Below are 22,446 nucleotides of genomic sequence, written 5' to 3' on the forward strand. Positions count from 1 at the left end.
GACAACCCCTTTTAAAATTTCCAGTAAGGCACGGAATCTCCAAAATTAAAACTTCCAGTAAGGCACGGAATCTCCATAAGAGTATTTTCTTTTTAGAGTCGGTATCACTCTCCGACTACCCTTAATTAAATTATACCAGAAACACTACTGGTGTCAAGCAAAAGCACTATTTCGGATTTAATTCTTTCAATAGCTAAATTCCTTTCTAGCTACTGTTATCCCTGATTAAACATAGTGACATCTTAAACCTTTGGGATTAAAAATTTAAAAGAGATACCAGTAACACATATTTAAATACGCTGTATTCCCTAATTTATAGGCTAATACAGTCATTTATAAGCGAAAATAATCTTTATCATCCCTCTATCTGCTAAAAAATAGCAGACACAGGACAGTAAGACAAGAAACCAAATGGCATATACAAAAACTGTCAAAAGTGTAAACTCCTTCATGATGAGCAACGGTAAATTTACCAGATAATACTGCCCAAAAGCCGTTGACAAGGTAAACAAGCCTGCAAATGACAGTAGGAATGCAAAAGGGACCGCAAGGATAAGTTCCCTCCTACATTTTCCTAAAAAGAGGACAATAAGATTAGCAAATAGTGTATACGCAAAAGCTACTACTCCATATCCAATCACCCACGATAACAGAGTAAGATTAGAAAAAACAAGTTCACCATCTATCATCTCGAGTATAAGCATTGCAAAAAAGATTAACTCACTGAGTAAGAGATTCATCAGCAAAGCAAGAATAAACTTTGATTGAATGAATCTTTTTAAATCCACTGGAATCAGTCTAAGATTCGCAATCGTTTTAGAGTCTTGCTCTATTCTTATCAAATCCACTACAATCATACTGGAAAAAGGAAGGAGAAAATAATAGTTCAAAAAGAAGAAGCCATTTTCCAAATACCAACCATTTACACTACCATATCGATGGCCTTGATACAGCTGATTACCCATCACAAATTCCAACAAAAAGAGAAAAATGACAACCAAAGGCAGACTATATAGGAATTTGCGACGTCGTAGCTTGCTTAATTCGAGCATAAACATTTAATTTTCCGCCTTTCTTAACCAGAATTTAATGGATAGAAAAGATAAGACAAATAAAGATAAACCTAAGACAATACTTGATACGAAAGCCGGCTGTTGTAGAACTACTCCTTCGCTATTTCCTTCCCAGATTAAACTAGTAGCACTTGTAATTGGACTGATGTTTGGGCTTGTCCTTGCTAGAAAGAAGGATACCAAAACATAGATAACTCCTACCAAATTCCCAATGATATCCTTTCCTTTTCCTTTAATCATCACGAAAGCAACTAAAGGAAATACACCAACAGGAATCAACAAACCGCTACTAATACATAGATATAAAAATCTTAGCAATAAAGGCAATGTGACCGTTGAAGAAAATCGGGATAGTAATGCAAATAAGGAAACGGAAACATAGGTAAACATCATAATCAACAGAGCATTGATTTCTATATACAATACCTTAGCCCAAAAGGTCTTGATCATATTCGCTGAAGCAAGTTGCAAGTTGTTCATTATATTATAGCGATATTCCACACCAAACGCCTGTATAGTATAAGAGACACAGTACAAGGGGAGAATTAAAAAATTCAAATAAGACAAGGAAAATTTATAAACAAATGGAAAAGAGTCAAACAAACCTCGTGCATCATTTACATAATAAAAGATAAGAGCTAGATAGAGAGCAATCACACCATATACAACCATATTCAGTTTTTGATGCTTTTGTTTGAGAAATTCAATTTTTACTAACTCAAGCAATTCCCTCACCTCCAGTTATTCGCTCAAAATAATCCTCCAAACTTTCATGGTTTCTATAGAAATATTCTTTTAGGACTATTCCATTTTCCTTTAAAATAGCAGAAACAGCTGCAATATCAAAATCAGATGGACCTCCCTGAAGTTCAAGGTCTACATCAGAAAGAATACTTACGACTCCTTTCAGTTTGAATTTGCAAAGAACTTCCTTAGCCTGGTGGGCATCAGAAACGGTTAGATGAACTTTATTTTGCTCTGTGTCACTTACTGGTCCTTTCATACTCTTTTCAGCTATTAAGTGAGCATTGTGCAATATTCCCACTCTGTCAACAAGTTTTTCAAGCTCTGAGATAATGTGACTGGATATTAAAATAGAAATGCCTTGATCAGTACTAAGTTCTTTTAAATAGCGACGCATTTCAAGGATACCAATAGGATCCAAACCATTTGTTGGTTCATCTAGTATCAGAACTTGCGGGCGGTGCATAATCGCATTGGCGATTGCCAAGCGTTGCTTCATTCCGAGAGAATACTGCTTGAATAATTTCCTATCCTCTCCATCTAACCCAACAACTTGTAAAGCTTGGTCTACCTGTTTTAGAGAAATACCTCTCAGTCTTGCAAAAATAGAAAGATTTTCTTTACCTGTTAAGTTGGGATAAAAAGCTGCACTATCTAGTACCACACCAACTCGAGATAATAAATCCTTAGAAAATTCCCCTGACAGTTTTTCGGATAGAATCCTCACTTCACCGCTATCCATCTCTATCAACCCTAAAATAGCCTTGATAAAAGTTGTTTTACCAGCACCATTTCTTCCTAGTAATCCATAAATCTCTCCTTGATTTAGCGTAAAATTTATCTTTTCAAGGATAATTCTCCCATCATACGATTTTGACAAATTGGATGTCTGTATTACTTGATGTTGCATTTTATATTCCTCCTAGCACCCATACATTCGTATTTAGAGATAACACGAGTTAATCTTTAGAGCAAAGGTCAACCTCGTCAGTATAAACGTTTATTTTCTTCATTTCTCTACTATTCAGAATTAAAATATCGAAATGCCTCAATCAGCCATATCTACATCCACAACATCAAATTTACAATGTTAGAATGGTAGGAATAGTGAGAAATTAACGTTTCATCATCAATAATTTGAGTATTCGGCATTTTAGATACAAAACCAAACACAAAAATTAAAGCGAGAGCCATCTTTGGTATTAAGTTTAATTTTCGCATCATATTGAAAACCCTTTCTTAGTTCTTAAATATATTCTATCATTTTCCTAAAAAATAGCAAGTTTTTTTTGAATTTTATTTTCAAAAAATTACTATCTGACATTTTTGCTATTTGCATTTTTAGCAAAAAGTAGATATAATAGTTCTAAAACTTGAAATTGAAAAGGGAACATATGAATAATATACTAGGTGAACGTTTAAAAATTTTAAGAAAACAAAAAAATCTATCCCAAAAAGAATTAGCTGAGGGAATTTGTGAACCCAGTCAACTTAGCAAGTTCGAACGTGGCTTAGTGAATCCTTCCTCAAAATTACTCAACCAACTTGCTAAACGATTAGAAATTTCTATGGACTACTTTTTTGATGAAGATATCGTTATTCACTCAAACCTCGAATCCTTTAAGTCAATTGCGACAAAATTGTTAGAAGATAGAGACTATAAAGAACTTGAATATCTCACTATTCTTGAACGCAATAATAATTCCGTGCTTTCAAATGATGATAATTGTTATCTTGAATGGATTGATGCAATCCTTCTTTTCTACAACTATCATCAAAAAGAAGAAGCTATTTCTCAATTAGAAACTTTACTATATAAGGTAAACGATCATGAAATAACTTACTTAAATATTTTAAATACACTATCCAACTTTTACTCTTTAACTAATCAAATTATCAAATATGAAACAAATTACAAAAAACTAGTAAAAGAATACCAAAACAAGAATCTTTCCGTCTCTACCTATCTCTTTGGTTATATAAAAATTCAGTATAACTACTCCTACCACTTATGGAAACAGGGAGAAACACTCTCTGCTATAAAAATAGCGATGCAAACGATTGAATTATGCAAACTACATCACACTAGTTATCAACTCGCCCCCCTATTAACGATTGTTGCAAACGCTGGAGAAAAATTTCTCCCTAAAGATAAAAGAAAAGAATATTACACAGACGCAAAGAACCTTTGTAAAATCTACGATAATGATCTTATGTATCTTCAACTCGAAGAAGCTTTAAATAAAAATTTTGCAGATTAAATACTCTAAATCCTAAAAAACAAGATTACTTGAATCTGTTACACTAGACTGGACAGAAATTATAAAGTGTTCTATACTGAGAAAAACAGGAGAAAACTATATGTCTAGAAGAATTCGCCGTCACTTCACCGATGACTTTAAGCAACAGATTGTTGAACTTCACAAGGCGTGAAGAAAGCGGAGTGAACTCATCAAGGAGTATGACTTGACCCCTTCAACCTTTGACAAGTGGGTAAGACAAGCCAAAACAACCGATTCCTTCAAGTCTGTTGATAATCTGACCGACGAGCAGCGTGAGCTCATCGCCCTAAGAAAGAGAAATAAAGAGCTAGAAATGCAATTAGACATCCTATCACATCAAAAGACTCAACTTGTGCTCTCACTCTGATACTTACCCCCTATATGACAAAAAGCCTTGCAATTAAGGCTTTTCATTATCCCTTTCGTTCCAAGATTTCTAAACTGTTACGAGCAATGCTACACACTCGACGTAGTCTGTCTTTGGTAACATACAATTTAACGATTCACGAATCAAAGGTGTCTAAACAAAACGCATCATCTTTTATAGCATTGAAACTATATCTACGAACAGCTAAAAAGCCTTGGAAACAACTAGTTACAAGGCTTTTTCTGTATTCTATTGTATCAATTTCCTTACTCCGATTTCTGTTGCAACTAATCGAACAACCATATTATCTCCTTACCAATTTAGATTTACAAAATCTTTCATTTCTTGATAGGCTGTGTCCACACGCGCTTGGGTATCTGGACCCAACTGCCCATAATACTGACCGCCTTCTACCCAATCTTGCAAGATATAGGTTTGATACGCAAATTGTTCATAACCTTCTGACGAATACGTCCCCTTGGACAAGCGATTGACCCAGGTCGGATGAGCTTGGGCTGTCTGGATGCTGGTCTGCCCATTCTCTTTCTGAATGGTAATATCCATCAAAACACCCCGTTCTGTCCACTGGGCATTGGGTGTGTCTTCCATGCTTTCGATACGCTGGTTTGACAGGAAGTTGCCCATAGAATAGATAATCAATTTTCTCTGCCCATCTTTCTCAAGAATTTCCGCCGGTTCGACCACATGGGGATGTCCGCCCAAAACAATATCAGCCCCCCAATCAATCATTTGACGATACAGACTGGTCTGCTCCTCTGTTGGTTCCAACTGATATTCCACTCCAGTTTGAGGCATGACAATGGTTATATCAGCCTCTTGCTCTGCCCGTTCAATCTCAGCACGCATTTTTTCTTGATGAAAATCGGAGAGATAGCCGTCATACTCCTCCTGACTGAGCAAGACTTCTAATCCATTGAAACCATAGGCATAGGCTAAAACAGCTATACGGATACCATTGACCTCCCGAATGTAGATCGGAGCAGTTGACCGATTTCCTTCCGCATAAACGCCAACTGTGTCCACTCCAACTTCTCTAAATGTATTGACTGTGGAAACCAGACCAGACAGGTGAGAATCCAAGATATGATTGTGGGCCAAATCCACCACATCATAGCCTGCATCACGGATGTTACTAGCAACGATGCTAGGAGCATTGAAGAGCGGATAGCCTGCCAGCTCCATATCCGGAGAAATGGTTCCCTCAAAGTCTGCAATGGCAAAATCAGCCTGCTCTATCCAGGGTTTAACATAGGTGAAATTCTCAGAAAAATCATAGCTTCCATCCACTTGCTCTGCCCCCCAGAGAATCGGCAAATGGTAAAGTAGGTCTCCGTGAGCCATAATTCGAGCAGTCCTTACTCCCTTATCTCCTTGGGTTTGACCAGTCTCTTCTTGTAACTGAATTTCCGAGCTAGGTGTAAATTGTTCCAAGACAAAAATAAGCCCCAACAAAAACAGTGCTAGACAAGCAATAAATACTAATTGTTGTCGGCTTCTTATTGAGGATACTCTCTTAGAACGGCTATAGGTTCTAGGATTTGACATCTTCTCACCTCCTCTTTCCTTATCCTTATTATACGCTTTTTATCCTCAAAAATCTATAGAAAAAACGGGAATAAATCCCCGCTTCCTCCTAGTCAATATACTGCAACTTTCCACGGAAATCTTCAATGGTTTCATAGCCCTTTTCTGCCATAATAGCCTGCAATTCAGCAGTAATGCGTTCAAAGGCAAATAGACCTTCCTTTTGCAGAGTTGTGCCGATTTGAACCATGCTAGCGCCGCAGAGAATGTGTTCAAAAGCGTCACGACCTGTCAAAACACCGCCTGTTCCGACAATCTGGATTTCAGGTTTCAACCGTTGGTAAAAGGCATGGACATTGGCCAAGGCAGTCGGTTTGATGTATTCGCCTCCGATACCACCAAAACCATTTTTAGGCTTGATAACCACCTGCTCATCTTCAATATAAAGTCCATTGCCAATGGAGTTGACACAGTTGACAAATTTTAATGGAAATTGATTAAAAATAGCGGCTGCCTGATCAAAGTGTACAATATCAAAATAAGGTGGCAATTTGATGCCCAGCGGTTTGGTGAAGTAGCTAAATACCTCTCGCAAGATGGTTTCCGTCGTTTCAAAGTCATAGGCAATCTGCGGTTTTCCAGGAACGTTTGGACAGGAGAGATTAAGCTCAACAAGTCCTTTAAAATCACTTGCCTCTACCGTTTTCAAAATCTCATGCGTTTCATCGGGCGACATCCCCACCAAAGACAAGACAAAAGTTCTATCTGGCTCCTGTTCCTGCAAGACCAAGAGGTAGTCCAAATAATAACGGAGTCCCTGATTGGGCAAGCCCATAGAGTTGATAGAACCAAGGGGCACATTTTGATAACGGGGTTCTGGATTGCCCGCTCGGTAGTCCAAGGTTGCTGTTTTGGTCACAAAGGTCCCTGCCGCTGAATCCTTGACGGCTTCCAATTCTTCCTTGGTCATACACCAAACCCCTGCCGCATTCATCAGACAGTTGTCAAATGCAAATCCACCCAGTGTCGTTGCTGTTGAAACCATGATTTCCTCCTAGTGATTGTTTCGTTTGACTGATTATACCATATCTTCTTGACCAACCCAATGGATTGCTGTCAATGTTCGCCTTTGCTTAAATTTTTATTAAAAATATTCAGAATAATGTATTTTTTACTTTACAAGAACCCACCTTGGTGCTATAATAAGTTCAGTTCTATTAAATTGTCAGACAATTTAATAAAATATAAAGAAATCAGGTGATCCTATGTCAAATGCAAAAGCTTATATTGCCCAATCATTTGAAGCTATTAAAGCTCGCAACCCACACGAAACTGAGTTCCTTCAAGCTGTAGAAGAACTCTTCTCTACACTTGAGCCTGTTTTTGAAGCACACCCAGAATATATCGAAGAAAACATCTTGGCCCGTATCGTTGAGCCTGAGCGTATCATCAGCTTCCGTGTTCCATGGACAGACAAAGATGGAAATATTCAAGTCAACCGCGGCTACCGTGTTCAGTTCAACTCAGCTGTAGGTCCTTACAAAGGCGGTCTTCGCTTCCACCCAACTGTAAACCAATCTATCTTGAAGTTCCTAGGTTTCGAGCAAATCTTTAAAAACGTCTTGACTGGTCTTCCAATCGGCGGTGGCAAAGGTGGTTCAGACTTTGACCCTAAAGGCAAAACAGACGCTGAAATCATGCGTTTCTGTCAAAGCTTCATGACTGAATTGCAAAAACACATCGGACCTTCACTTGACGTTCCTGCTGGTGACATCGGTGTTGGTGGTCGTGAAATCGGCTATATGTACGGTCAATACAAACGCCTTCGCCAGTTTGATGCAGGTGTCTTGACTGGTAAACCTCTTGGTTTCGGTGGTTCATTGATCCGCCCAGAAGCTACTGGTTACGGCTTGGTTTACTTCACTGACAATATGTTGGCAGCAAACGGTAAATCCTTCAAAGACCAAACAGTCCTTATCTCAGGTTCTGGTAACGTTGCCCAGTATGCTGTTCAAAAAGCGACTGAACTCGGTGCTAAAGTTATCTCTGTTTCAGACTCAAATGGTTACATCATTGACGAAACAGGTATCGACTTCGACCTCTTGGTGGACATCAAAGAAAAACGCCGTGCTCGTTTGACAGAATACGCTGCAGAAAAAGCATCTGCTAAATACTTCGAAGGTTCTGTATGGAACTACGATGGCAAGGCTGACATTGCCCTTCCATGTGCCACTCAAAACGAAATCAATGGCGAGCAAGCTGCTGCCCTTGTGAAAAATGGCGTTTACTGTGTGGCTGAAGGTGCCAACATGCCATCAGACCTTGACGCTATCAAAGTCTACAAAGAAAATGGCGTTCTTTACGGTCTTGCTAAAGCAGCAAACGCTGGTGGTGTAGCTGTATCTGCCCTTGAAATGAGCCAAAACAGCCTTCGTCTTTCATGGACTCGTGAAGAAGTAGACGGCCGTCTCAAAGATATCATGGCCAACATCTTCAATACAGCCAAAGAAACTGCTGAAAAATACAACCTTGGTACAGACTACCTTGCAGGTGCTAACATTGCAGCCTTCGAGCAAGTTGCGGATGCAATGATTGCTCAAGGATTAGTGTAAGAAAACTTTTAGCATTCCATACTATAGTAAAAAAACTCCCAAATTGACGTGCCAATTTGGGAGTTTTTCTAATACTGCTATCGACAAACAGCCCCATCAGAACTGCCTATTTTCATTCTAAATCTACTCTCTGAGTTAGCGCCAAGCCGCTCACCTTATTTTCAACTAGGAATACAGATGAAACTTCCTAGCCAAAAGACCCTGCCCAAAGGGAATTGGACAAGGTCTTTTATACTGTCTTCGTTTACTTAGTCAAAATTTGGAGGGTTTCAAGGAGTTGGTCCACATGGACTTCAACCGTATCGCCTGTTCCCTTGATTTTCACTTCGACGATGCCGTCCGCTGCTTTTTTACCAACGGTCACACGGATTGGCAAGCCAATCAAGTCGCTGTCAGAGAATTTAACACCGACACGCTCATTACGGTCATCTGTCAAGACTTCATAACCAGCTCCGACCAAGCTCGCTTCGATAGACTGAGTAAAGGCCATAGCTTCTTCATCTTTGACATTGACTGGAATCAAATGCACATCAAACGGTGCCAATTCTTTAGGGAAGTTGATACCCCAAGCGTAACGGTATTCACCTTTTGGTGTCTTGTTAACAAAGAGACGAGCGTGTTGCTCCAGAACTGCCGACAAGAGACGGCTAACACCGATTCCGTAGCATCCCATGATAATCGGCATTGAACGACCATTCTCATCCAAGATATTGGCATTCATGCTATCTGAATAGCGGGTGCCAAGTTTGAAAATATGACCGATTTCAATACCTCGAGCAAAGTTGAGAACGCCGTGTCCGTCTGGAGAAGGCTCGCCTTCCTTGACTTCGCGAATGTCCACATACTCCGTCACTTGGAAATCACGTCCCGCATTGGCACCTGTGTAGTGGAAACCGTCTTTGTTGGCACCGACAACAGCATTTTTCACATCTTGCACCTTACGGTCTGCAATAATCTTGATGCTTTCTGGCAAGCCGACTGGTCCCAGGGAACCAAAACCTGCACCGAAGATTTTTTCAGCATCCGCTGGGCTAGCAGCATCAAAGAAATCTGCGCCAAGGTGGTTTTTCAACTTGACATCGTTCACTTGGTCATTGCCAACAAGCAGGGCAACAACAGGCTCACCGTCTGCCATAAAGAGCATGGTTTTGATGGTTTGCTCTTCATCGACATTCAAGAAGGCAGCAACTTCGTCGATCGTTTTGGCATCTGGCGTCGCTACTTTAACCAAGTCTTCTTCGACGGCAACTGCTGTACTTGGTTTGTATTCGCTAGTTGCCATCTCCAAATTGGCAGCGTAGCCTGATTCGCTAGAATAGGCGATGGTATCTTCACCAGACACAGACCAAGCCAAGAGTTCCGCCTTGATCGCTTCAAGAACATCCTCTGGGATTTCTTCAAAAGAAGCAACCGACTTGTCCAAGACAACCCAACGGTCCAGGTCAGTACGGTCTGGTGTGATAGCCATAAATTCCTGACTATCCTTACCGCCCATGGCACCACCGTCACCGATGATAGCCTTGAACTCCAAGCCTGCACGAGTGAAAATAGCCTCATAGGCACGCTTGTAATCATCGTAGGTCTGGTCCAAGCTCTCGTAGCTAGCATGGAAGCTGTAGCCATCTTTCATGATGAACTCGCGACCACGGAGAAGACCGTTACGCGGGCGTTTTTCATCACGGTATTTTGGCTGGATTTGGTAGATGTTGAGCGGCAACTGTTTGTAAGACTGGACCGCATCACGCGCCAAAAGGGTCACTGTTTCTTCGTGAGTTGGTCCCAAGATAAAGTCAGAGCCTTCGCGGTTTTTGAGCTTGTAGAGGTCATCGCCATAGGTTTCGTAACGCCCTGACTCACGCCAGATGTCCGCTGACAAGAGAGCTGGCGCCAAAAATTCAATAGCATCAATCTTGTCAAACTCCTCACGCATGATATTTTTTGCTTTTTCAATGACACGGTTAGCCAATGGCAAGTAGCTGTAAATACCAGCAGAAATCTGACGGACATAACCCGCACGCAACATCAAAGCGTGGCTAATCACCGACGCATCCGAAGGCATCTCCCGCAAAGTAGGGATAATCATTTTAGACTGTTTCATATTAAGATACAAAGGGCGTGGAAACCAAAGCAAAAATAGGAAATCATTGCAGTGTGCTAACACACAAAATGATTTATCTTTTTTGCACAGGTTTCAGCCCGTGTTCAATTCCTTTCGTAGTTTACTTGATTAGAAATCACAGAAGTCGCTTTTCAAACCCTCGCTGACGCTCGAGTTCAATTACGAACCTCCTCAGTTCCTTTCATCATTTGTTTATCAGGAAGACACAGGTTTCAGCCCGTGTTCAATTCCTTTCGTAGTTTTTATTTAGAAGAAGACACGCATAATGTCATTCCAGGTCACGACTAGCATAAGAACGACCATGATGGCAACTCCTGCTAGAGTGATATAGGATTCTGTTTCTGGTTTAAGTGGCTTTCTGCGAATCCCTTCTAAAATGTTCATGACAATCTTACCACCATCCAAAGCTGGTATTGGGATAAGGTTGAAAATACCGATATTGATCGACAACATGGCCATCAGATTAAAGACTGAGAACCAGCCATTTGCGGCAGCTTGATTGCTGACAGAATAAATGGCAACCGGTCCGCCCAACTGCTTGACATCAAAGTTGGCAATCAGATTCTTTAAGGCTGTTACAACGATAAGGGCTGTTTCTCCTGCTTGCTGGAAACCTCCAACAATCATATCAAAGAAACCTGTTTTTAAAATGGGCGAAACGCCAATTCGATAACTATCCTCAACCTTTTCAGCCGTAACTGTGAGCGATTTTTCAGCTCCTTCATGTTCTACGACCAAATCAAAACTTGGAGCTGTAGTCGCTTCCGCTGCGGACTGACTAATGGCGCTAGCAATTTCCGTATAAGTATCCGTTGCTTGACCATTGATAGACAAGATCTTATCACCCGTAACGATGCCTGCAGCCTGTAAAGCCCCTCCATCTGTCACACGAACCGCATTAGTCGTTGGGTCAGCAACCCCACCCTGAGCAAAAATCAGCATGATGAAAATGAAAGTACCCAAAATAAAGTTATTCATAGGACCAGCAAAGTTGGTCATCAATCGACCCCAAACGGTCGCATGCTGGTATTGAACATCCAGCGGAGCAATGCGAACTTCCGTTCCATCCTCCTCTACAATCGTAGCATCGTGATCAACCTTGTAGGTCTTGCTTTCATCTAATACCAAGCCTGTGATTTCTAGCTTTTCCTCGAAATCAAAACTAGTCACATTCATGGGTAAGCTAACATTATCAAGCTGTTTTCCAGAAAGATTGATACGGGTGACAATGCCATCTGCGTTCAAGGTCAAACTAGCAGGCGTCCCCGTCTTAATTTCGGTCTTATCTTCACCCCAACCAGCCATACGCACATAGCCACCAAGAGGAAGAATACGGATAGTATAAGCCGTCCCATCTTTACCAATGTGAGCAAAGATTTTAGGGCCCATACCAATGGCAAATTCTCTGACAAGGATACCCGATTTTTTGGCAAAGTAGAAATGCCCAAATTCATGAACAACTACAATCACACCAAATATAAAGATAAAGGCTAAAATTCCCTTCATAGTCCCTCCTTAAAACAGTCCAAAGAAGTGCATGATAGGAAAGACAAAGATCATACCATCAAAGCGGTCTAAAATACCACCATGACCAGGAATCAAATTGCCAGAATCCTTAACACCAAAGTGGCGCTTAATAGCACTTTCTGCTAAATCACCAAATTGAACAAAAGCAGAGAAGATGGCCACCAATACCAACATCAAGAAGAAGGGGTAACCTGCTCGAAGGCTCTTATCAACCAATAAGAAAATAATCGACAAGACGAGAGCTGAGCCAATCCCACCAAAAAAACCTTCCACCGTCTTATTGGGTGATACTTTTGGTAATAACTTTCTTCGACCAAATTGGCGACCAACCAGATAAGCCCCAATATCCGTTGCCCATACAATACAAAGTGCAAACAATACCTTATTCAAGCCATCAGTCCGTGCCAACAGCAAATTATGAAAACCAATCCCTACATAAAAACTAGATGCAATCGGAAAAACCACATCCGAGTAGTTGTACTGTCCCAAATTAAAAACGGTCGTTCCGAGAAGAAGGAAGACGACAATAGCATAGGCTGTGTAGTTGCCATCCGTTGGTAAAAAAGTCAGGTAATTCTGCAAGGGCAAGGTCAAAACCAAACTTGCCAGCATAGCTAGAACCCCTTCAATCGAATTGGGAGCCAACTGTTTCATTTTGAGCAATTCAGCCGTGGCGATGATTGCCAATAGGCCTACAAAGAAATGAAAAGCGGTTCCCCCAAGCAATACAAAAGGCAGGAAGACCACAAAAGCAATCCCTCCAAATACCACTCGTTTCTGCAAATCGTTTGTCATAACCTCTCCTTACACGCCACCAAAACGCCTGTGGCGACGGTTGTATTCTTTAATAGCTAATTTCAGTGCCTCACCATCAAAATCTGGCCAAGCAATATCTGTAAAATACAGCTCACTATAGGCTGTCTGCCAAGGCAAGAAATTACTCAATCGCAATTCTCCACTGGTCCGAATAACCAAATCAGGATCACGAAGAGCAGGCGATAGACTTCCAGTATAGAGATAGTCCGCAATCAGCTTTTCATCAATATCCCCTGGATTAAACTTGGCATCCAAGACATCTTGTGCAATGGCCTTGATTGCTCGGGTCACTTCATCACGCCCACCGTAGTTCAGGGCAAAATTCAAAATCAAACCCGTATTATTCTTGGTTTTTTGCTCTGCCTTGTACAAGGCATTCAAAGTAGGCTCTGGAAGCTTAGAATGGTCCCCAATCATCTGGATTTTAACATTATTGGCATGGAGTTCAGGAACATATTTATCATAAAATTCCACAGGCAAGTTCATGATAAAGGCCACTTCCTTCTCGGGTCTGGACCAATTCTCCGTCGAAAAGGCATATACCGTCAAGACTTTAACTCCCAAATCAGAAGCTGTCTTAGTTACATTTTGTAAAGCATCCATTCCAGCCTTGTGCCCCATAATTCGCGGCTGCATCCGCTTTTTAGCCCAACGACCATTGCCGTCCATGATGACCGCTATATGCTTGGGCACTTCAATAGCTGTTTCAATGCTTTCCTTCTTTTTAAATTGAAATTTAAACATGGTAGTTTCCTTAAGATAATATTTAGTCTGTTTTCTCTGTCCTACTGACAAAAAATAAGGATATAATCAGTCTATTATACCATATTTATAGGCTGTTAAGCAAAAATCAGCTAGCGCAGTCAAGCGAAAAACCGAGGCTCCCCTCGGCTTTCAAGCATCTATTCTTCAATAGCTGTTTCTGCTTCTTCTACAATAGCTGAAGCCGCTGGTGCACTGGCCACACGGTTACGAATAGCCCCACGTTCAAAGGTCAAGTAGACCCCGTCCACATCCAAGACAACCTTCTTCTCATCGATTTCATCAACAATACCAAACAGACCACCAATAGTCACAATTTCATCACCTTTTTTAATTTGGCTGAGTACTTCTTGGCGTTGTTTTTGTTGTTTGCGCTGTGAATAAAACATGAAACCAACCATAGCCACCATGATTAGGGGTAAAAATAAACTTTCCATACGGAACACCTCATTCAATTTTTGATAGGTTTGATTATATCAAATTTTTTCTATGTGGGCAAAGAAAAGAATAACTTCCTCTCATCCTTAGAGAACATCAGTAAGGGTAGATCTCAGATAAATGAATAATCTTCTGAACCGCCCATGCTGTTGACATAAGCAAGAGTATAATTCCAACTACTACTAATATCAGCCGTCCCTTTTTGGAAACTTGTTTAGGAAGCCCGTATCCCAGTGCAAACCCAGATAAGGGAAAGACCCATAATCCTGAAAATTGATAGGTAAATGGTAACAAGAGCCCCACCATTAAGCTGATATAGTGGTAAATTTTATTCCCCAAACGAGGCAAGGACCATGCAACTACAAAGGCAATGTAGCTGACAGAGGCTGTCAAAATCAATAAAATGATCCCGGCAATAAAAAACGCTATCATACTCTTATCCCCTCATATCCTCAAGGTACATTTGTAAGGCGGCCTCTAGTTGCTCCATACACTCTCAAGGATGTTGGTCTGTTCACGACCTGGTCCGACTGAGAAGGTTGAGATACGTACGCCGACCAATTCGCTGATACGACGAACATAGTTGCGAGCCGCTTCTGGCAATTCATCCAGGCTACGTACACCTGTGATGTCTTCAGACCAACCTGGCATTTCTTCGTAGATTGGTTTGCAGCGTTTGAGTTGTTCCAAACTTGCTGGGTAGTGGTCAATACGCTCACCATCCAAATCGTAAGCCACGCAGATTTTCAAGGTCTCAAGACCTGACAAGACATCAATCGAGTTGAGGGACAAGTTGGTAATACCTGACACACGGCGACTATGGCGCATGACAACAGAGTCAAACCAACCGACACGGCGTGGACGGCCAGTTGTTGTACCGTATTCTTTACCGATTTCACGGATACGTTCTCCGATTTCATCGTGCAATTCAGTCGGGAATGGTCCATCACCAACACGGCTAGTGTAGGCCTTACATACACCAACAACCTTGTCAATCTTGCTTGGTCCGACACCGCTACCGATAGTCACTCCACCCGCAACTGGGTTTGAAGAAGTAACGAATGGATAGGTACCTTGGTCAATATCCAACATAACCCCTTGCGCACCTTCAAACAAGACACGTTTGCCTTGGTCGAGGGCATCGTTCAAGATAACAGAGGTATCTGTTACATATTTTTTAATTTCTTGACCGTAAGCGTAGTATTCTTCAAAGATTTCGTCAAACTCAATCGGAGTTGATTCATACATTTTCTCAAACAAACGGTTTTTCTCAGCCAAGTTTGTTTTCAAACGCTCTGCAAAAATCTCCTTGTCCAAGAGGTCTGCGATACGGATACCAACGCGCGCTGCCTTATCCATGTAAGCTGGACCGATACCCTTGTTGGTAGTACCAATCTTGTTCTCACCTTTGGATTCTTCCTGCAACTGGTCCAATTTGATGTGATAAGGCAAGATGACATGTGCGCGGTCTGAAATCCGCAAATTATCTGTCGTCACACCTGAATCGTGGAGGTAGTTGATTTCCTTAACCAAGGATTTTGGATTGACAACTACACCATTTCCGATAACCGAAATCTTTTCTGGGAAGAAAATTCCAGACGGAATCAAGTGCAACTTATACTTGGTGCCGTCGATAACGATAGTATGTCCTGCATTATCTCCACCTTGATAGCGCGCGATTACTTCAGCATTAGCAGACAAGAAGTCTGTAATTTTACCCTTACCTTCGTCGCCCCATTGGGTTCCTACAACAACTACTGATGTCATATTCACTCTTTCTCTGAACTAGCTGACCAGTCCAGCCTTTCTTCTACTTCTGGCAGGAATCTCACCTGCAAGTTTCGTTTTACAATCCATTCTACCAAAAAACGAACATTTTTTCAAGAATTTCCAATATTTTCGTTTATGTCGGATGTTATTCCCTGTCGCATTGTTTTTAATCTCAAAATACGAACAAACGTTTGTTCTGAACATTTTTAAATTTGTTTTTGATAGGAATTTCCGAAGACTCCTCATCCTTTCCTTTTACCAACTTCATTTTTTCTTTCAAAACGTAGCAGAAATTTGTATTTGTTTTACAAACTAGATAAAATTGGTGTAAGACACTATCAGAAATTGGACGGATTGCTTATGTTACAGAAATTATCTCCAAATAGCCCCATCCTCCAAGCCACATTTGGTTTGGAACGGGAATCCTTACGAATAAATAGCGACAACCGCGTTGCTCAGACACCACACCCTGAAACATTGGGTTCACGCAGTTTTCACCCCTATATCCAGACCGATTACAGCGAGCCACAACTAGAACTGATTACACCCGTGGCTCATTCGACCAAGGAAGCCCGTCGTTTCCTCGGAGCCATCACGGATGTAGCGGTGCGGTCTATGGAAAAAACGGAATACCTATGGCCCCTGTCCATGCCACCTGTGATTTCAGCGGATGAAATTCAGATTGCTCAGCTGGAAAGTGACTATGAGTATCAGTACCGTGTTGGTTTGGCAGAACGCTATGGTAAGTTGCTCCAGTCTATGTCAGGCATCCACTACAACTTCGAGCTCGGCAAGGACCTGACCCAGCAACTCTTTGAAGCCAGCGATTACGACGACCTCATCACCTTCAAAAACGCCCTCTATCTCAAGCTGGCTCAGAATTTCCTACGCTACCGCTGGCTCTTGACCTACCTCTACGGAGCTAGCAGTCTGGCTGAAAAAGGATTTTTGACTGATGAAATCGGCTGCGTGCGGTCCATCCGCAACTCCAACTACGGCTATGTCAACGCCCCCGATGTCCGCATCTCCTTCTCTTCTTTGGAGCAATATGTGACCGACATCGAGCAGGCGGTTGCTAGCGGTCAGCTGTCTGCCGAAAAGGAGTTTTACTCTGCTGTCCGCCTCCGTGGTGCCAAGACCAGTCGGGACTACTTGACCAAGGGCATCACCTACCTGGAGTTCCGCAACTTCGACCTCAATCCCTTTGAGCCTCTTGCCATTAGCCAAGAAACCCTCGACACCACCCACCTCTTTGCTCTAGCTCTGCTCTGGCTTGATGACATGGAGCAGGTTGACAAGGAATTGGCTCAGGCAGCAGACCTCAACAACCACATCGCCCTCAGCCACCCCCACACTCTCCTACCAGCAGAGGCAGACGCCAACCCTATCCTGACCGCCATGAAGGCTATCGTTCAACATTTCGGACTGGACGACTACTACAGCCAGCTCATCACTCAAGTAGAGGCGGCCCTTCAAGACCCTCGTCTGACCCTTTCTGGAAAAATAGCAGAGCAGGTTGAAGACGGGTCTTTGGAACGATTTGGCCAGCAGCAAGGCAAGACTTTCCATGACTATGCTTGGACAGCGCCTTACGCCCTCAAGGGCTATGAAAACATGGAACTCTCCACCCAGATGATTCTCTTTGACGCCATTCAAATGGGCCTACATGTCGAGATTTTGGATGAAGAAGACCAGTTTCTCAAACTCTGGCATGGTGACCATGTCGAGTACATCAAAAATGGCAACATGACCTCCAAGGACAACTACGTCATTCCTCTGGCCATGGCCAACAAGGTCGTGACCAAGAAAATCTTGGACCAGGCTGGTTTTCCAGTGCCTGCGGGAGCTGAATTTTCTAACAAGGAAAATGCCCTGCGGTATTACGGACAGGTAGCCAGCTCTGCTATTGTTGTCAAACCAAAATCTACCAATTTCGGCCTAGGTATCTCTATCTTCCAAGAACCAGCGAGCCTTGCGGACTATGAAAAAGCCCTTGACATCGCCTTTTCGGAAGACAGCCATGTGCTAGTTGAGGAGTTTGTAGCGGGAACAGAGTACCGTTTCTTTATCCTTGACGGCAAGTGCGAGGCTGTCCTGCTCCGCGTCGCAGCCAATGTCGTAGGGGATGGACAGTCAACCATCCGAGAATTAGTGGACCAAAAAAATCAAGATCCCCTGCGTGGCCGTGATCACCGTTCACCGCTTGAAATCATTAACTTGGGCGACATCGAACTGCTTATGTTAGAGCAACAGGGCTACACACCTGATACTGTTTTGCCAGAAGGCCTTCAAGCCTTTCTGCGTGGCAATTCCAACATCTCTACCGGTGGCGACTCTATTGATATGACCGATCAGATGGACGAGACCTACAAGCAACTGGCTGCCGATATGGCGACTGCTATGGGAGCTTGGGCCTGCGGTGTAGATTTGATTATTCCTGACTGCACCAAGCCAGCCAGCAAAGACGAGCCCAACTGTACCTGCATCGAACTCAACTTCAACCCTGGCATGTACCTGCATACCTATACCTACGCAGGACCTGGTCAGAGCATTACACCGAAGATTTTGCGGAAGTTGTTTCCTGAACTTTAAGAGGCTGGGGAAAAGCCCAGCACCTCTTCTCAGAGTTCGTGTCAACATCTCAGCGCAGTGGTTGATTGGCAGATTTGTTCGTGTTTTACACTCCAAATCTGACCTAATCAACTGTGCGGGGGTGGGAAGACGAACTCTTTTTAGACTGGTCGAGTTCTTTCCCACTCCCATTTTCTCCACTTGTGCTATAATAATCCTTATGGATAAAATTATTAAGACTCTATCAAAAAGCGGGCATTTTCGTGCCTTTGTGCTGGACAGCACAGAAACCGTGAAAACAGCCCAAGAAAAACACGATACTATGGCGTCGTCCACCGTTGCACTGGGCCGCACTCTCATTGCCAATCAAATTTTAGCTGCCAATGAAAAAGGCGACACCAAGATCACCCTGAAAATCTTGGCCAGCGGTGCTGTTGGGGCTATCATCTCCGTTGCCAATACCAAAGGTCAGGTCAAGGGCTACATTCAAAATCCAGACTTGGATTACAAACGGACAGCGACTGGCGAAGTCATCGTTGGACCTCTTGTGGGGAACGGACAATTCCTAGTCATCACAGACTACGGAACAGGTCATCCTTACAACTCCATGACGCCTTTGATTTCTGGTGAAATCGGTGAAGACTTTGCCTACTTCCTAACAGACAGCCAGCAGACGCCTTCTGCGGTGGGGCTCAATGTATTGCTGGACGAGGAAGACAAGGTCAAGGTGGCTGGCGGATTCTTGCTGCAAGTTCTGCCAGGTGCGACTGAGGCTGAGATTGCCCGTTTCGAAAAACGTATCCAAGAAATGCCTGCCATCTCCAGCTTGCTGGCTTCTGAAAACCACATAGAAGCTCTGCTATCCGCCATTTATGGCGACGACGACTTCAAACGACTGTCAGAAGAAGAAATCGGCTTTGTCTGCGACTGCTCTAAGGACCGCTTCCTCGATGCTCTAGCTAGTTTGCCAAAAACCGACCTGCAAGAGATGAAAGACGAGGACAAGGGCGTGGACATCACCTGTCAATTCTGCCAGACCCATTACCACTTTGACGAAAACGATTTGGAGGAACTCATCAATGGCTAATCTCAACACTCCTTTTATGATTGGTGATGTGGAAGTCCCCAATCGCTGCGTGCTAGCCCCTATGGCTGGCGTGACCAACTCGGCCTTCCGCACCATTGCCAAAGAAATGGGCGCAGGCCTGGTCGTTATGGAAATGATTTCTGAAAAAGGCCTTCTCTACAACAACGAGAAGACCCTCCACATGCTCCATATCGACGACAACGAATACCCCATGTCCATCCAGCTTTTTGGTGGCGATGCCGAAGGACTGAAACGGGCTGCCGACTTCATCCAGAAGAACACCAAGGCCAACATCGTGGATATCAACATGGGTTGCCCTGTCAACAAGGTCATCAAGAATGAGGCCGGTGCCAAGTGGCTCAAGGACCCCGACAAGATTTACCACATCATCAAGGAAGTGACCTCAGTCCTCGATATTCCCTTGACTGTTAAAATGCGGACGGGTTGGAACAATACCGACCTAGCGGTCGAAAATGCCCTGGCCGCAGAAAGTGCCGGCGTGTCTGCCCTAGCCATGCACGGACGGACCCGCGAGCAGATGTACACAGGAACCGTTGACCTGGAAACCCTCACCAAGGTAGCCAGCAGCCTGACCAAGATTCCTTTCATCGCAAACGGCGACATCCGCACTGTCGAAGATGCCCGCCAGCGAATCGAGGAAGTCGGAGCTGATGCCGTCATGGTCGGACGGACTGCTATGGGCAATCCTTACATCTTCAACCAAATCAACCACTATCTTGAAACTGGAGAAGTCCTGCCCGACCTCTCCTTCGATGACAAACTCAATGTCGCCTTCGACCACCTGACCCGACTGACCAATCTCAAGGGCGAGTCAGTTGCCGTCCGCGAATTCCGTGGCCTTGCTCCCCACTATCTCCGTGGCTCAGCAGGTGCTGCCAAAATTCGTGGCGCCGTTGCCAAGGCAGAAACCATTGAGCAGGTCCAAGAACTCTTTGACCAGGCACGAGAAGCTTATCAAGAACGGATTGCCAAATAAGACAATCTAGCAGGTATAAACTCGCTAACAATGAAAAAACGCATAAAACCAAGGTTATGACCTGATTTTATGCGTTTTTTCGTATAGATTACTACATGTTTAGTAACGATAATCGGGGTCGTAATGAATGTAGATACTATTCTTATCGTCGTATTCGTAGGTTAATTTCCAACGGTTGATAATACGAATAGAATTTTTATCTGGTAACCATCTTAGCAAGGCTAAAAGTGTACAATCTGGTTCTTTGCTATAGAGAACCAGTTCTGTTTCATCATTTCCGATGAACACATTTAAATTTGGATGAACATGGATAGTATACTGTCTAAATGAATACTGTTTCACTCAACTCCCTCCTCTTCCATAGAATAAATAGTTACCGAGTTACCTGAGATTTCATGCTCCACACCCCAAAATGTATCTACCAAAAGTCTACCCTCTTTAGAAAGTTTTACCTGACAGCAGATTGCAGTATGGTCTGGAAAGATAACTAATATCTCATCATTTCCATCATAAACTGGGTGTAGTTTTTCAGAAATCTTAATTTCAAAATGATTTAGTTGAAATGATTTCATTAAATCCTCCTAATTGAACTATGGTCGTAGATAGTTTCCATACTTGTCGTATGTACCTAATGGTTTACCGTTTCTGTTGAATAGTTTCCAATAGCTCCCTCCATGAGGTCCATTTCCGGAATTGACTGACCAATCTCTCACAACATAAGTTCCTCTTGGTCCGAAATATGTACCAGCTCTACCAGATGCTGCTGTTCCAAATCTATTTGAAAATCCTGATAGATTTATATGAGATAATCTACCACCACCTTCAAGGTTTGAGTTATGAATAGACCTAGTTTCGATAGGTGTTTCAATCCGACTAGCAGCCTGAACAGATGACATTGATGACATAACTGTAATCAATACAGTAAACAAGCAAATAAAACAAGTGATAGTTTTTTCCAAAAGATTCTTTTTCATAAGAACCACCTCCTTTTTTTGATGAGTATATAGTAACAAATAAAATTACAATAGTCAAAAAAAATTGTATTTTCTTGTACATATACAAGGCATCTCCGAACGTTCGTTAAAATACATGGAGCTTTCGTAAAAATCAGTAATAAAAAACGCATAAAACCAAGGTTATGACCTGGTTTTATGCGTTTTTTCTATACTGTTTTACATGCTTTCCTTTCCAAAAAAGGCCAGAAAGGCAGGGGCAATGTAATCATGGTATTGTTGAGGATGTTCACGAATGAGGGTGGCTGAAATACCAAATTTTCTAGGACTATAATGGGCTTGATAGCCTCGCCTATGCAGTTCCTGAGCGTATTCTTCCTCGGACACATAGAAGACTGGCACTTGATTTTCAGACAGGTCCAACAAAGCAAGCAAGCGGTCTAACCAAAGATCCCAGCCATCTGGATAGGCTGGCAAGTCGGTTTCATCAAGCGCATAAACTCTCACCAAATCATCTTTCTTAAACTGCTCTTGAGCAAATTGAAAACGTTTGGCCAGGTCTAAACCTATCCTATCCCCACGATCCTTGTCATATCCTGAAACCACCACACAAACCTGACCACAAGCCAACTTTGCTCGTTCAATCAAATCCAAATGCCCCTTGTGCATGGGAGCAAAGGTTCCAAAAACGACTGCTACGGTTTGTTTCATACCTTACCTTTCACACCCGAAAACCATTTTATTGCGGCAGATAAAGTCCTCACAATCTGCTTCTAAAAGCGG

Annotated in this window: 21 protein-coding genes and 1 pseudogene; 6 read left to right on the forward strand and 16 right to left on the reverse strand. The window is 42.7% G+C overall.

The window, feature by feature from the left end; all coding sequences use genetic code 11:
- Positions 1-329: 329 nt before the first annotated feature.
- Genes C1E58_RS08755 through C1E58_RS08765 form a run of 3 tightly spaced genes read right to left on the reverse strand, consistent with a single transcriptional unit; the run spans position 330 to position 2,727 of the window.
- On the reverse strand, positions 330-1,058 hold the full coding sequence (locus C1E58_RS08755) for an ABC transporter permease (protein ID WP_105117002.1): 729 nt from the start codon (positions 1,056-1,058) through the stop codon (positions 330-332).
- The gene (locus C1E58_RS08760; protein WP_105124263.1) at positions 1,059-1,799 is read right to left on the reverse strand and encodes an ABC transporter permease; all 741 of its coding nucleotides are present in this window, start codon (positions 1,797-1,799) and stop codon (positions 1,059-1,061) included. It lies immediately after the preceding gene.
- The gene (locus tag C1E58_RS08765) at positions 1,792-2,727 is read right to left on the reverse strand and encodes an ABC transporter ATP-binding protein (RefSeq protein ID WP_105124262.1); all 936 of its coding nucleotides are present in this window, start codon (positions 2,725-2,727) and stop codon (positions 1,792-1,794) included. Before C1E58_RS08765 ends, C1E58_RS08760 begins: the two co-directional genes overlap by 8 nt.
- Before the next feature lie 484 nt (positions 2,728-3,211).
- On the opposite strand from C1E58_RS08765, the gene C1E58_RS08770 reads away from it, so the two are divergent.
- Positions 3,212-4,078: a helix-turn-helix domain-containing protein gene (locus C1E58_RS08770; protein WP_105210080.1), complete on the forward strand. Its 867-nt coding sequence runs from the start codon at positions 3,212-3,214 to the stop codon at positions 4,076-4,078.
- A gap of 100 nt (positions 4,079-4,178) precedes the next feature.
- Positions 4,179-4,430 (forward strand): annotated as a pseudogene (locus C1E58_RS08775) (transposase); the annotation flags it as partial.
- Between the two features lie 348 nt (positions 4,431-4,778).
- Here C1E58_RS08775 and C1E58_RS08780 read toward each other — a convergent pair.
- Complete coding sequence (locus tag C1E58_RS08780; RefSeq protein ID WP_105210081.1) at positions 4,779-6,032, reverse strand: CapA family protein; 1,254 nt, start codon at positions 6,030-6,032, stop codon at positions 4,779-4,781.
- A gap of 88 nt (positions 6,033-6,120) precedes the next feature.
- Entirely contained in the window at positions 6,121-7,056 is a 936-nt protein-coding gene (locus C1E58_RS08785) for a dihydroorotate oxidase (RefSeq protein WP_105210082.1), read from the reverse strand.
- Between the two features lie 220 nt (positions 7,057-7,276).
- On the opposite strand from C1E58_RS08785, the gene gdhA reads away from it, so the two are divergent.
- On the forward strand, positions 7,277-8,623 hold the full coding sequence (gdhA, locus tag C1E58_RS08790; RefSeq protein WP_105210083.1) for an NADP-specific glutamate dehydrogenase: 1,347 nt from the start codon (positions 7,277-7,279) through the stop codon (positions 8,621-8,623).
- 244 nt (positions 8,624-8,867) lie between these two features.
- Here the strand turns inward: gdhA and C1E58_RS08795 are convergent, their stop codons facing one another.
- From C1E58_RS08795 to C1E58_RS08825, 7 genes are all read right to left on the reverse strand, one after another.
- Complete coding sequence (locus C1E58_RS08795; RefSeq protein WP_105210084.1) at positions 8,868-10,721, reverse strand: proline--tRNA ligase; 1,854 nt, start codon at positions 10,719-10,721, stop codon at positions 8,868-8,870.
- A gap of 267 nt (positions 10,722-10,988) precedes the next feature.
- Positions 10,989-12,248: an RIP metalloprotease RseP gene (gene rseP / locus C1E58_RS08800; RefSeq protein WP_105210085.1), complete on the reverse strand. Its 1,260-nt coding sequence runs from the start codon at positions 12,246-12,248 to the stop codon at positions 10,989-10,991.
- A 9-nt stretch (positions 12,249-12,257) separates the two neighbouring features.
- Positions 12,258-13,052 (reverse strand): phosphatidate cytidylyltransferase, encoded by a 795-nt coding sequence (locus C1E58_RS08805; RefSeq protein ID WP_161951296.1) that lies wholly within the window; start codon positions 13,050-13,052, stop codon positions 12,258-12,260.
- Between the two features lie 21 nt (positions 13,053-13,073).
- On the reverse strand, positions 13,074-13,829 hold the full coding sequence (locus tag C1E58_RS08810; protein ID WP_105210087.1) for an isoprenyl transferase: 756 nt from the start codon (positions 13,827-13,829) through the stop codon (positions 13,074-13,076).
- A 158-nt stretch (positions 13,830-13,987) separates the two neighbouring features.
- Entirely contained in the window at positions 13,988-14,284 is a 297-nt protein-coding gene (yajC, locus tag C1E58_RS08815; protein ID WP_105210088.1) for a preprotein translocase subunit YajC, read from the reverse strand.
- Between the two features lie 97 nt (positions 14,285-14,381).
- Positions 14,382-14,717, reverse strand: coding sequence for a hypothetical protein (locus C1E58_RS08820; RefSeq protein WP_105210089.1), 336 nt, complete (start codon positions 14,715-14,717; stop codon positions 14,382-14,384).
- Between the two features lie 45 nt (positions 14,718-14,762).
- A complete protein-coding gene (locus C1E58_RS08825; protein WP_105210090.1) occupies positions 14,763-16,052 on the reverse strand; it encodes an adenylosuccinate synthase in 1,290 nt (429 codons plus the stop codon).
- Between the two features lie 363 nt (positions 16,053-16,415).
- Here C1E58_RS08825 and gshAB point away from each other — a divergent pair, with 363 nt between their 5' ends.
- The 3 genes from gshAB (at position 16,416) to dusB (ending at position 20,710) form a co-directional block, all read left to right on the forward strand.
- Positions 16,416-18,647: a bifunctional glutamate--cysteine ligase GshA/glutathione synthetase GshB gene (gene gshAB, locus C1E58_RS08830; protein ID WP_105210156.1), complete on the forward strand. Its 2,232-nt coding sequence runs from the start codon at positions 16,416-16,418 to the stop codon at positions 18,645-18,647.
- A 199-nt stretch (positions 18,648-18,846) separates the two neighbouring features.
- A complete protein-coding gene (gene hslO, locus C1E58_RS08840; protein WP_024397774.1) occupies positions 18,847-19,713 on the forward strand; it encodes an Hsp33 family molecular chaperone HslO in 867 nt (288 codons plus the stop codon).
- Positions 19,706-20,710, forward strand: coding sequence for a tRNA dihydrouridine synthase DusB (gene dusB, locus C1E58_RS08845; RefSeq protein ID WP_105210091.1), 1,005 nt, complete (start codon positions 19,706-19,708; stop codon positions 20,708-20,710). The genes hslO and dusB overlap by 8 nt, the downstream gene beginning before the upstream one ends.
- A 99-nt stretch (positions 20,711-20,809) precedes the next feature.
- Here the strand turns inward: dusB and C1E58_RS08850 are convergent, their stop codons facing one another.
- From C1E58_RS08850 to C1E58_RS08865, 4 genes are all read right to left on the reverse strand, one after another.
- Positions 20,810-21,052, reverse strand: coding sequence for a hypothetical protein (locus C1E58_RS08850; protein ID WP_105114343.1), 243 nt, complete (start codon positions 21,050-21,052; stop codon positions 20,810-20,812).
- Positions 21,049-21,282 (reverse strand): hypothetical protein, encoded by a 234-nt coding sequence (locus tag C1E58_RS08855; protein WP_105109046.1) that lies wholly within the window; start codon positions 21,280-21,282, stop codon positions 21,049-21,051. The genes C1E58_RS08850 and C1E58_RS08855 overlap by 4 nt, the downstream gene beginning before the upstream one ends.
- A gap of 18 nt (positions 21,283-21,300) precedes the next feature.
- On the reverse strand, positions 21,301-21,684 hold the full coding sequence (locus C1E58_RS08860) for a hypothetical protein (protein ID WP_105114342.1): 384 nt from the start codon (positions 21,682-21,684) through the stop codon (positions 21,301-21,303).
- A 198-nt stretch (positions 21,685-21,882) separates the two neighbouring features.
- On the reverse strand, positions 21,883-22,374 hold the full coding sequence (locus tag C1E58_RS08865) for an adenylyltransferase/cytidyltransferase family protein (RefSeq protein WP_105114341.1): 492 nt from the start codon (positions 22,372-22,374) through the stop codon (positions 21,883-21,885).
- Positions 22,375-22,446 lie beyond the last annotated feature (72 nt).

The sequence above is a fragment of the Streptococcus suis genome (genome assembly GCF_002964575.1).
GTDB classification, from domain to species: Bacteria; Bacillota; Bacilli; order Lactobacillales; family Streptococcaceae; genus Streptococcus; species Streptococcus suis_R.